Origin of the sequence: Nonomuraea sp. NPDC049649, assembly GCF_040675175.1 — a bacterium.
Lineage (GTDB): Bacteria > Actinomycetota > Actinomycetes > Streptosporangiales > Streptosporangiaceae > Nonomuraea.
Genome location: NZ_JBFAOH010000027.1, coordinates 66,717 through 78,835 on the forward strand (window position 1 = coordinate 66,717; position 12,119 = coordinate 78,835).

The window sequence follows — 12,119 nt, forward strand, 5'->3', positions numbered from 1 at the left end:
ACCGCCATCGTCGAGGTGGGGTATGGCCGGTCGGAGGAAACGCTACGCCTTAGGGGCGGCTGTCGCTCTGAGCGTGCTCTCCGCCGGTGCGAGCTTATCCGGCAACGTGATCACTGAGTATTTCCCCGAGGAGATCAGAGATTTACGTGAGTGGTGGATCCCCCTGTTCGTCATCCTGTCGGTGCTATCGACATGGGTGGCGTGGCCGAGGCCGCAGGAGCGGCGGGTGCGGACGGGGTTGTTCCAGGTCCCGGCCATGCCGCCGGGATGGGTCGCCCGCGACGAGCTGGACGCCGTGGTCAAGGCGCTGACCAGCTCCGACGGCGGCACGGTGGGGGTGACGACGGCGCTGCTGGGGGCCGGCGGGTTCGGCAAGACCTCGCTGGCGCTGGCCGCCTGCAACGACCGGCGCGTGCTGCGGCACTTCTCCGGCGGCATCATGTGGGCGACCGCCGGCCACGACAGGAACGCCACCGAGGGCACGGATGTCCTGGAGGTCGCGGACCTGATCCGCAGTCTCTGCGAGACGTTGTCGGACGAGCACCCGCAGATGACCGACGTCGGGCAACTGGCGCACCACCTGGCCGAGCTGATGGCCGAGCGGGGCCGGATGCTGCTGGTCGTCGACGACGTGTGGAGCCGTACCCAGCTGGAGCCGTTCCTGGCGGTGGCGCGGCGCTCGCGGCTCCTCGTCACCACGCGCCGGCCGCGCCTGCTGCAAGACGGGATCGTCAAGGTCCAGGTGGACGCGATGACGCCCGCTGCGGCGGCACGCCTGCTGGGGCGTGACCTGCCGCCCCTGGAAGAGGGGGTGCGGCGACGGCTGCTGGAGGCGACGGGAGGGTGGCCGCTGCTGCTGACGCTGGTCAACACGCGGCTGGTGGACGACGTGAACCAGGGCGCGCAGGTGAACGCCGCGGCGGAGCACGCCGTGGCCCGCCTGCGGCAGGCGGGACCGGCGGCGCTGGACATCTCCGACAGCGGCCAGCGGAGCACCGCGGTGAAGGCGACCATCGACTACAGCCTGGAGGTGCTGGCCGCGGGGATGCGGGAGCGGTTCCTGGAGCTGGGGATCTTCGCCGAGGACGTCGAGGTCCCGGTGGACGTGGTGGCCCTGCTCTGGCGGGGAACCGCCGGCCTGAGCCCGGAGCAGTCGCATCGCCTGTGTGAGGATCTGGCGGGCCTGTCGCTGGTGACGCTGCTGTGGGCGGAGGGCGACCGTCGCGTGGTGGCGCTGCACGACGTAGTGCGCTCGTACGCCCGATCCGAGCTGAACGAGGACCCGAAACGCCTGGCGGAGGCCAACCGGCTGATGATCGAGGAGGCGCGTCGCCTGGTGCCGGGCACGGAGACCCCGGAGTGGTGGCGGCTGCCGCGAGGGCATTTCCTATGGGACAACCTCACGTACCACCTGGCGGAGAGCGACTCGGGGCCGGAACTGGACGGGCTGGTCACCGACGTCCGCTGGATCCTGGCCAGGCTCGACCAGGCGGGGCCGCTGACGCTGGAAAGCGATCTGGCCTACTCGACCTCGTCCCTGGCGGCGGAGGTCCGTCACCTGATCGCCCAGGTCGGGTACCTGCTGGGTGACCTGCAGACCAAGCAGCTGAGCGAGGGCAACCGCCTGACGCACCTCGGCGTCCTTCCACCGCTGCGCCGCCAGATCGAACGTCTCCACGGCGCGACCCGTACGACGCTGCTGCCCACCGCACCGATGCCGGAGAGCCGCCACTCCGCCCCGGCCCGCACCCTGTCACGCCACCCCGGCGCGGTGAGAGCGGTCGCCATCGCCCCCGGCGGAACCTGGCTCGCCAGCACCTCGGGAGAGCACACCGTACGACTCTGGAAACCGGACGGCAGCGTCCGCGCCACCCTGACCGGCCACCGGGAATGGGTGTACGCGGCGGCCATCGCCCCCGACGGCACCTGGCTGGCCACCGCCTCAGCCGACCGGACCGTACGCCTCTGGAGGGCCGACGGCGCCTGGCGCGCCACCATGCGCGGCCACACCGGCCAGGTGAGAGCGGTCGCCATCGCCCCCGACGGCACCTGGCTGGCCACCGCCTCCGACGACGCGACCGTCCGACTCTGGGAGGCGGACGGCACCGCACGCGCGACCCTGCACGGTCACACCGACTGGGTGAACGCGGTCGCCATCGCCCCCGACAGCACCTGGCTCGCCACCGTCTCCAACGACGAGACCGTACGACTCTGGGAAGCGGACGGCGCCGAACGCGCCGTCCTGACCGGCCACAAGGGCTGGGTGCACGCGGTGGCCATCGCCCCCGACGGCACCTGGCTGGCCACCACCGGCCAGGACGAGACCGTACGGCTGTGGAAACCCGACGGCAGCGTCCGCAAAGCCCTCACCGGCCATGAAAGCTGGGTCAACGCGGTCGCCATCGCACCCAACAGCGCCTGGCTCGCCACCGCCTCCGACGACGAGACCGTACGGCTGTGGAGACCGGACGGCAGCACGCGCAACACCCGGTGGGGCCACACCGGCGAAGTCAACGCGGTGACCATCGCCCCCGACGGCACCTGGTTCGCCACCGCCTCCGAGGATCGGACGGTGCGGCTGTGGAGCCCCAACAGCCGCAAGCGCGGCACCAGGGCCGGCCACAGCGGCCGCGTCGAAACGGTGACCGTCGCCCCGGACGGCACCTGGCTCGCCGGCACCTCAGCCGACAAGACCGTACGGCTCTGGAACGCCGACGGCACCGAACGCGCCACCATGCGCGGCCACACCGGCCCGGTGAGAGCGGCGGCCATCGCCCCCGACGGCGGCTGGCTGGCCAGCGCCTCGGCGGACCAGACCGTACGACTCTGGAAACCGGACGGCACCGCAGGCCCGACTCTGACCGGCCACACCGGGCCGGTCACCGCCGTCGCCATCGCCCCGGACAGCACCTGGCTCGCCACCGCCGCCAAGGACGAGACCGTACGCCTCTGGAACCGCGACGGCACCCATCGCACCGCCCTGGACGGCCACACCGACTGGGTCCTCGGCGTGGCCATCGCCCCGGACGGAACCTGGCTGGCCACCGCCTCAGCGGACCGGACCGTACAACTCTGGACCCCGGACGGCACCTGGCTCACCACCCTGACCGGCCACACCGGCTGGATCTACGCGGTGACCATCGCCCCGGACGGCACCTGGTTCGCCACCAGGTCCCACGACAAGACCGTACGACTCTGGAGGGCGGACGGCCTCGCACGCGCCACCCTGACCGGCCACACCGGCCACATCACCGCCGTCGCCATCGCCCCGGACAGCACCTGGCTCGCCACCGCCGCCAAGGACGAGACCGTACGCCTCTGGAACCGCGACGGCACCCGCCGCGCCACCCTGCGGGGCCACACCGGCCAGGTCAACGCCGTCGCCATCTCGCCCGGCAGCGACTGGCTCGTCACCGCCTCAGCCGACCGGACCGTGCGCCTCTGGCATGCGGGCAGTCACGAATGCGCCGCGATCCTACGCACCGACGCCAAGCTGCTCGACGTCTGCTGGCAGGCGGGCAACCTCATCGCGGCCTGCGGCCCCTCCGGCATCTACACCCTCACACTCACCGGCTAGCGTCAGCACCCGGCCGCGCTGCCGCAGCCAGGCTTCCAGATCCTCGGCACCGGAACGCCGGCCACCAGCCCACGCACCGACGCCGGACCGTCCGGGTAGTGGCCGGGCCCAGTCGGTGACCACGTGCAGCAGGGTGCGCGACACACCGTCCTCGTCCCCCAGCCGCGCCCGGGCCAGGGCCGGGATTCCCGGTCAGCAGGCGGCGCAGCTCGCCGCTACTGCCAGCCGGTCTTCGACGTCCAGATAGCGCACACGCTCATGTCACGTGCCGGCGCGCAGGGCGTCGTTGAGGTGGGTGCAGAGGCGGGCTCGTCGCCATGACCGGCGTGCTGGCCAAGGAGGTCGCGCGGCGCGGGATCACTGTCAATACGGTGGTGCCCGGCTTCGTCGAGACCGACATGGTCCGCAGCGCCGGCGACAAGGCGGTCGACGCCCTCGTCGCCAGTTGGCCCCGCGTGCCGGCGGAGGCGGTGGCGGCGACCGTGTCGTTCCTGGTGAGCGACGAGGCGGCGTACGTGTCGGGCGAGGAGATCGGCGTGTGGCTGGGCGGCCCGGTCAAGACCTGACCCTGTGCGATGATCGTGGTCATGTCATCGACCAGAAAGGGCCATGCCGCGTAGGCGCCCATCCGAGGTCCTTGTGCAGGGATGCGGGGCTCATCGCGCGGTGATCCATCACGTTCCCGGGCTGGGGCGGCGTCCTATGGGCGCGGTGATCGCCCTCGAACACACCCTTATGTGGCCCGGGGCGGTGGCCGATGCCCTGGTGGCTTGGCAGGCGGCGGTCCTGACGGGGACCGCCGAGCGCGTTTTCCGCGGGTGCGAGTGCCCTGAATGCACCGGGGACGCGCCTCGCTCGCGCCTCCAGCAGGCTCTGGACCGCTTACCGCCGTGGGCGGGGGCGCAGCTCTATGCCCTGGTCCGGCCCGTCGACGTGTATTACCTCCGCCGCACCTCTCCGATGTCGCCTGTATCGCCCGACTCGGATTGGGCGTGGTGGCAACGACGCCGGCTTCCAAGGCCCTGCAAGCGAAGCGCAAGTCCGGCCGACACCATGGGAGCATGACGCAGCCGGGGGAATCTCAGGAGGAACGCTCGCGCGTCCTCACCATGCTGCTCCGCCCATGGCTCGTGGCCAAGCTCGTGTTCAAGCCCGCAGTCGGGCCATCCAGAGAAGAACGGCTCCTGGATCGGCTCTCCTTCTGGCGGGCAACGGTCGGCATGGTCACCATCGTGGTGATCGCCTCCCGGTACCAGGGTGTTCTCGACCCCTGGCCCGGCGTATTCATGAAGATGCTGCAGACCGGAGTCGTCGCTCTTCTGCTGCCGCCGCTGGCGTTTCTCGTGATGCTCATCATCACCCGCCCAGGCCACCGCGCCCAGCTCCTGCCTGGTGCGCTGCGTCTCCTGGCACGTGCGGCGCCCGCACTGACCATCGTGAGTCTGCCGTTCCTCCTGCTGTCTCTTTTTCCCACCCCCTCCATCGACCTCGACGGACGGCTAGGACTCCTCGCCTTCCTGGCCGCGCCCTTCCTTCTTCTCTGGTACTTCTGCTTCTGGGGCTGCATCGTCTACTGGGCGGCGCGCACCGGCATGTGGACCGGCGAGATCCACCCGCTGCTCGCGCCGATCGGCACCACGCTCATCATGCTGCTGCTCAACGTCACAGAGCTCTGGGAGGGCGACTCCAACGGCCTTCCCTACTGGATCTGGCTGACGTTGAACCTCTGCGGGACCGTCACGTCCCTGTCGCTGTCGACAGTGGAATACCGGCACCTGCGCTCAATCGGTTACCGCTGGCGCACCGGCCCGGATCCGATGACCCGCAGCACGCCCGTACCGATGAGTTCCAAGGTGACCTGACGTGGTCGGCAGCTACTCGCCGCCGCCCCCGCCGACCCGGCTTCTCTCGGAAACGCTCTCGGCAAGGAGTACGCCGGTCTCCCTCGTCTCCTCCGGCAGTGCCCCGTTCTTGAGGACGTGGTCGACGTTCAACCCCAGCTCGCCGCTCAGCCCGGCCGCTGCCACGAGGTTCAGCAGGAGCAGCATGCGCTCGTCCAGAGGGACCCGTCCGTCACTGACAGCGCGAAGCCGGCCGATCAGTTCGTCACGCACGGCGGGATCCGGGTGGTGGCGCTCTTTCCGAATCACCGGACGGCCTGGACTGTGAAGCAGCACACGACGTTCGGTCAGCGCTTCCCTGTGCAGAAGAAGGGCTTTGTCACCGCGCAACCGAAGCCACTTGTCCACGCTCACCGGCCTGCTCTCCGGGCTCGTCCGGGCCGCGGCGAAGGGCATCCGGCGTGGCCGCGAATTCTCGAGTCGCTCCAGCTCCGCCAGAAGCTCGTCGGCCCAGGCAAGCCCGGTGGGCGCAGAATCGAGCACACGAATCGCACCTGACCCGACGTACACCTCAACCCCGAAAAGCCGCGACTTTCGAGCCGTGATCCGCACCCTACGGCGCAACACGAGTTCGCCGAGCTCCGCTCCCGCGCAAGCGGCCGCGCTCAGCTCGCCATCGTGGGCGGCGCCATTGCCGTACGAGAGGAGAAGGATCTCTTCGGGCAGCGACAGCCACCCGGGAACCGTCCCCTCTTCGTCGCCCGCCCTCGTGTGATCCTCGGTGACCTGCGATACCTCACCGCCGCCGCGCGCCCAGAGCTTGCGCAGCGGAAGCCCCCAACAGCACCATGCGAGCCCTCCGGCGAGCAGGAAAGCGGCACCAGCGCCCAGCACCTCGCCTCCGGACAACAAGAACAACCCCGTAACGGCCGAAATCACCGCCACCGGCACCAAGAGAAAAACAAGACACACGGCGATGATCCGCCGCACGAACACCTTGAACTCCTTGACGAACTCCCCCAGTTCGTCTGGATGATCCGTACGCGGACTATCACCGGGGGCTGTCGAAGAGGAGGCCAGCGCGTCGGGCACTTCCTGAGACGCGCCCGGCGCAGGAGGTGGCGAGACCGGCGAGGATTCACCTCTGCCCAGAAAGACCAAGATGCCCTTCCATGCCAGAAACGCCGCGACGACCCACAGCATGAGCGAGTTGAGCAGAGCATCCACGATCCAAGCCAGCCCGCCGACGACCCCAGCCAGCGCGAACAGGGTGAGACCGCCCTGGATCCTGGCTTTCCGCATGCTCACCATTCTTAGCGATCACTCGAGCATCCAGGTGAAATCCCTGGGAAAAGAGACCTGACGTACAGGCGTCGCCTGCTCCCATAATTCATCCAGTGCGGTTTGTGGACAGTCCAGCGGCTTGCACGCATGCCTCGCACCAATCATGATGACCCGATGCGCCGTGAAGATCCCCCAAAGGACATCGTGAGCAAACACATCAGGGATGTGCTGTGCATCGGGATCGTCGTCGGCGTCGTCACCTGGGGTGCGGTCGGCGTGTGGACGGCCGTCACGGTCGGAAACTACCCGTGGAACACATGGATCCCCTTCGCCAACGGAGCCACCAAGGGCGTGGTGCTCGGCCTGCTCGCCGCCGCCGCCTCCCTCATCGTTTCGGCGAGGGGACTCCGGACCGGGTGGCGCTGGTCCGTGTTCATTCTCGCCTTCATCGGCGGCAGCCTGCTGGGCACCGTGCGAGACCTCCTCGGCGCGCCGGCTCCTGCGCTCTACTTCGCGGAGCCCCTTCCGGACGAGCGTTGGTACGGGACGACGATGCTGCTGCACTGGGCGGGCAAGGTAGCGCTGCCCGCCGTCGTCTGCCTAGCGGCCCTGACTCTGCTGACGGCCCGCCCCTACCAGCCGAGACAGTCGATCGCAGCCAGCGCGGCGCTCTTCGTCGCAGGCGTCACGCTGCTCCTGCTCCCGGTGATCGCCTCCGCTCTCGCGCCTGAGGTCCAAGGCAACGGCCAGCATGCCAACGAGGGCGTCTGGGCGGGCATCCGCTGCTGGCTCGTCGGCATACCTGTGATGATCACTGGACTGACGCGATTGGCCCTGCTCCAAGCCAGCCGCTCGGGAGTTCGGCAGTAGCGATCAGGCCCCAACCACTCCGGCCAGGAGCTTCGCCGTGTCCTCCGGCGACTCCGCCGGGAAGTGGTGGCTGCCCAGGTCGACGAGCACGATGTCGAGCCGGTCACCGTAGCGGTCGATCGCTTCCTGCGTGACGAGGTCGCGGATCGCGAACACGGTGATCGGCTGCTCCGTCTCGCGCAGCGCCGCGTCCATGTCCCAGCTCACCAGGCCCTCGATGGAACGCAGCCCGGCAGGCTGACGCACGGCGACCATCTTCTCGAAGTACGCGTCCTTCAGAGCCGGGTCGGTCCCGACCGGCGAGCCTCCCTCCACCAGCCCCCGCACCGCCGCGGCGAAGTCCTCCCTGAACACGCGCAGCACCGCCTCGGCCCGCTCCTCGCTCATCGCCGGGAACAGGGACAGATAGTGCAAGGCGTCGAGCGCGACCACGTGCGAGACCTTGTCGGGCAGCAGCCGGCCCACCTCCACCGCGACCGCCCCGCCGAGGGAGTGCCCGGCCACGACGACCTCGTCCACCGCCTCGGCCTCCAGGACCGCGGCCACGTCGCGGGCGAATTCCTCCATCGTCCAGACCTCCCGCGCCGACCGCGACTCGCCGTGCTCGGCGAGGTCGATCGCCAGTACGCGGTGGCCGTCGGGCAGATGGTCGGTGACCGCGTCGAAGTCGCCGCGATCGCACGCCCACCCATGGATGAGAGCCAGGGCCCGCCCTTCCTCCGGATCGCTGACGGTGTAGCGGATGGTCGTGCCATCGGGCCGCCGGACCTCCCGGTCCTGCCTGGCCCTGGAGCTAGTTGTCATGATTCGTCCTTATCTTGTCGGGGTGTCGCAGGGAACGGGGGCGATGTGACGCTGGAGCCGTAGCTGGTTCAGGCGCAGGGCGAAGGCGGAGAAGGTGATCAACGCGATCGCCAGCGCGTAGATCACCGTGGCGGACCTCAGCCCCAGAGCGGTGACGGCGATGCCACCGAGCACAGCTGGCACGCTGTTGCCCAAGTAGTTGATGACGTTCGCCAGGGCGAAGACCGCTCCTCGCTCCTGCGGCCTGGCGATCCTCGCGAAGGTGCCGAACGTGGCCAGCACCGACGCGCCGAACCCGACGCCCGCGACGACGGTGCCGGCCGCGGCGAGCCAGGCGAGGTTGTCCGCCACCCCGGCGAGCGAGATCAGGGTGCCGACCCCGAGCATCGCCGCGCCGGGAGCCAGCAGCGAGGACGCCGGGCGCGAGCGGAGCAGCGCGACCGCCAGCGCTCCCGTGCCCGCCAGCAGCGTCACGACGACACCGCCGATGAGATGGCTGCGCAGCCCCAGCAGTTCCGCGGCGACCGACGGACCGAGTGAGAGATACATGCCTGCCAGCGCCCAGGTCGCGATCATCACCGGCACCAGCGGGACGATGTCCGCGCGCAGATGCGCCGGCATCGCCACCCGCGGTCGGAGGGAGGCCAGCGCTCCCGGCCGGCGCAGCGACGTCTCCGGCAGGAAGGCGACGACCACCGCCGCCAGCACCATGCCGCCGAGCAGCAGCGCGTAGACCAGCCGCGTCGGCGCCGGAGCGAACTCCACCAGCACACCACTGCCGACAGCGCCCAGAGCCAGCCCGGTCAGAGGCGCCACCGACGTGACCACGCCCGCCCGGCCGCGGGCCTGCCGCGGTTCGAGATCGACCAGCGTGGCGCTCAGCGCCGTCGTCGCCGCCCCGGTCGCGATGCCCTGCAGCACCCGCGCGGCGGCCAGCACCAGCACGTCCCCCGCGACCAGGAACAACACCAGCGCGACCGCCTCCAGCCCGATCGACGCGGCGAGCACCGGCCGGCGGCCGAGATGATCCGACAGCGCTCCCACGACGAGCAACGAGCCCAGCAGGCCGAATACGTAGAGAGCGAAGACCACGGTCAGCACCCACGCGGTGAACCGCCACTGCTGCTGGTAGATCACGTAGATCGGGGACGGCGCACTGGAGGCGACCAGGAAGAGCACCAGGACGGCGCCCACAGACGAGAAAGCCCCCCTCCACACCCGGCGATGCGAACCGGCGACGGGCGGTAAGGGGCCGGAGGTTACGGTATCGGACACGAGTCCTCGCAGTGATCGTTGCGTTAGTAGCTGCGAAAGTACCTCAAACGCAGTGATCATTGCAAATTAAAGCAGCGATCGATGCGATAATGGAGACATGCCAGCTCAGAGCCCCCCGTCCCGCACCGACAGCCGACCCGGAGGCCGCTCCGCCCGGATCCGCGCAGCCGTCCACCAGGCCGTCAAAGAACTGCTCACCGAAGAGGACCGCGAGGCGCTGACGATCCCGGTCATCGCCGCGCGCGCGGGCGTACACGCCACGACGGTCTATCGCCGCTGGGGCTCCGTCGCCGAACTACTCGCCGACGTCGCGACCAGCCGCTTCTCCGGCGATGTCGTGGTCCCCGACACCGGCAGCCTCCGCGAGGACCTCAAACGCTACGCGTACGACCTCGCCAAGGACCTCAACGACCCGGACACCCTCGCGCTGGTACGCGCCATCGTCGGCACGGGCGGGGAGAACGCCGGCGTGTGCCGCCTGGAGCGCCAGCGGCAACTAGAAGCCATCATCGAACGGGAACAGGCACGCGGCAACGAGACCCCGCCCGTCGAACGCGCCATCGACGCCCTGCTCGCTCCCCTCTACTACCGGGCCGTCTTCACCGACCAGCCCCCTTCCCCCGAATGGGCCCGCACCCTCGTGTCCCACCTGCTGCCGGACTGACCCTGGAGGCAATGCGCCAGGGATCGTTCCGGGCGCCACCCATACTCGCCATCGGCGCACCGCTGGCTCCCCTCCTCGGCAGATGCGGTTCGGTCCTGCCCCCACCGTGTCAGCACACATCACTGGCCGTCACTGAGGTCGCGCACCTGCGAGGACCTGGCAGAGCCGACTCCGCCCCGCCCGACGACCGGCGGGCGGCTCGAGGGCATCAGGCCGAGGCTCGCCAGCGTTGCCGCGCCATGGTTCCCGGCGGTGGACACACGCGGCCCGGGCCTCGTGGCCGCCGCTCGCGCTCGTGGCGAAAGCAAGGGAGGTGATGGCAGAACTCCTCCAGCTCTGGCCACCGCCGACGGACCAGTGACTCCGCTCGACCTCACGGAACCAATCACCGGGAATCATCATCTGATGCAGAATTCACGGGGGGCGACTGCTAGGAGTTGCGGGCATGAGTGAAGGCGAGTCCGAGCGGCGACGGCAGAACCTGATAGCTGAGGTCTCACGCCTCAGAGGGGCCGGCCGGTATGAGGAGGCCGCCACCGCGCTCACTGCCGAATTGATGCAATCACCCCATGTCGAGCTACTCATGGCAAACGATGACCTCCTGGGCGAGTGCATCGCCGCCGGGGAGCTGATCCCCGCCCGTCACCCCGACCTGGTGCGGGCCCTGGAGGACAACGCCACGTTCCTGATGAAGGCCGGAAAACCGGAGCAGGCCAAGGCGGTGTACGAGGAGATCGCCGGCGGCGCGCCCGAAGATACGGATCGGTCTCCTGAGCAGAGCGACGCCCGTTCCCGGAGTGCCGCTCACTACCTGCTTGGCGAGTGGTGTCTGCACCTGGGCGACGGGGACGGCGCCGACGAGCACTGGACCAGGTGCCTGCAGTGGAGCGAGGCTCTGCCACCCAGAGAAAGCAGACCTCTGAGGGTCGCCACCCTGGCGCATCTCGGACGCCTGATGTACGGGTTCGGTGACACGTCCGGCGCGCTGCCCAGGCTGGTGGAAGCGTACGAGCTCGCCTGCGAGGAGTTGGACGACTCACGCGAGCCAGCCTGGATCGGCGAGGACGGCGACGCACACCAAGTGGCCACCGACCTGGCCAACCTGGGGATCCTCCAACGCAACAAGCACGACCTGACAGGAGCGGAGCAGGCGCTGCAGCTTGCCATCGATCTGTACAGGCGAGTGGGCGACCGCGCGGGGGTGGCGTCGGCCCTAGAGGCGCTCGGACAGGCATACCACGCGGCCGGCCTGTTCCAAGCGGCAGAACATCACTATCGCCACGCCCTCAAGGTCCTGCGGGGGTCGGCTCAGGCTCCACCGTCCCGCGTGAGGTCGGTTCTCGTCGCCTTGGGCGCGCTGCACGAGATGCGCGGCCAGTACGAAGAGGCCCGTGCGTTTCTGGAAGAGGCCGTCGACCTGCTATCGGAGGACACCGACCCGATGGCCCGCGCCGTCGCCCTGAACAACCTTTCGCGGCTGGCCTACAAGTCGTTCCAGGACGGGGAGGCGGAGCGGCTGCTGACACAGGCCATCGACCTGATGCGCGGGCTCCCCGGGTCCGGGCACACGCTCAAAGACCCCCTCTTCAACCTGGGCGAGCTGCACGCTGCCTGCGGGCGCCCCCATGACGCCCTGACCGTCTTCCGGGAAGCGCTCGAACAAGAGGAGGACTGGCTCACCACTGAGGTTCCCCCTGTAGCACGGACACCTGAGGTGAGGTCACTCGACGGTGTCTGAGGGCCGGTGGAGGCTCTCGTACATGACAGGGCTGTGCATTCCGATACTGGAGTGGCGTCTGTATGG

General features: G+C 69.5%; 8 protein-coding genes and 1 pseudogene. 6 read left to right on the forward strand and 3 right to left on the reverse strand.

Annotation, left to right across the window (positions count from 1 at the left end):
• Positions 1-106 precede the first annotated feature (106 nt).
• The 3 genes and pseudogenes from AB0J42_RS27530 (at position 107) to AB0J42_RS27540 (ending at position 5,439) form a co-directional block, all read left to right on the forward strand.
• Entirely contained in the window at positions 107-3,577 is a 3,471-nt protein-coding gene (locus AB0J42_RS27530) for an NB-ARC domain-containing protein (protein ID WP_364299327.1), read from the forward strand.
• Between the two features lie 308 nt (positions 3,578-3,885).
• Positions 3,886-4,143 (forward strand): annotated as a pseudogene (locus AB0J42_RS27535) (SDR family oxidoreductase); the annotation flags it as partial.
• 495 nt (positions 4,144-4,638) lie between these two features.
• Complete coding sequence (locus AB0J42_RS27540; protein ID WP_364299329.1) at positions 4,639-5,439, forward strand: hypothetical protein; 801 nt, start codon at positions 4,639-4,641, stop codon at positions 5,437-5,439.
• 12 nt (positions 5,440-5,451) lie between these two features.
• On the opposite strand, the gene AB0J42_RS27545 is transcribed toward AB0J42_RS27540, so the two are convergent.
• On the reverse strand, positions 5,452-6,720 hold the full coding sequence (locus AB0J42_RS27545) for a GPP34 family phosphoprotein (protein ID WP_364299331.1): 1,269 nt from the start codon (positions 6,718-6,720) through the stop codon (positions 5,452-5,454).
• Positions 6,721-6,876: 156 nt separating this feature from the next.
• On the opposite strand from AB0J42_RS27545, the gene AB0J42_RS27550 reads away from it, so the two are divergent.
• On the forward strand, positions 6,877-7,572 hold the full coding sequence (locus AB0J42_RS27550) for a hypothetical protein (RefSeq protein ID WP_364299333.1): 696 nt from the start codon (positions 6,877-6,879) through the stop codon (positions 7,570-7,572).
• 3 nt (positions 7,573-7,575) lie between these two features.
• Here AB0J42_RS27550 and AB0J42_RS27555 read toward each other — a convergent pair whose 3' ends face one another.
• Both AB0J42_RS27555 and AB0J42_RS27560 read right to left on the reverse strand, forming a co-directional pair.
• Entirely contained in the window at positions 7,576-8,376 is an 801-nt protein-coding gene (locus AB0J42_RS27555) for an alpha/beta fold hydrolase (protein WP_364299335.1), read from the reverse strand.
• Positions 8,377-8,385: 9 nt separating this feature from the next.
• A complete protein-coding gene (locus AB0J42_RS27560) occupies positions 8,386-9,570 on the reverse strand; it encodes an MFS transporter (RefSeq protein ID WP_364299337.1) in 1,185 nt (394 codons plus the stop codon).
• A gap of 178 nt (positions 9,571-9,748) precedes the next feature.
• On the opposite strand from AB0J42_RS27560, the gene AB0J42_RS27565 reads away from it, so the two are divergent.
• Positions 9,749-10,315 carry a TetR/AcrR family transcriptional regulator gene (locus tag AB0J42_RS27565; protein ID WP_364299339.1) on the forward strand — a complete coding sequence of 189 codons (567 nt, stop codon included), beginning with the start codon at positions 9,749-9,751 and terminating at the stop codon, positions 10,313-10,315.
• Between the two features lie 445 nt (positions 10,316-10,760).
• Positions 10,761-12,053 (forward strand): tetratricopeptide repeat protein, encoded by a 1,293-nt coding sequence (locus AB0J42_RS27570; RefSeq protein WP_364299341.1) that lies wholly within the window; start codon positions 10,761-10,763, stop codon positions 12,051-12,053.
• Positions 12,054-12,119: the final 66 nt, after the last annotated feature.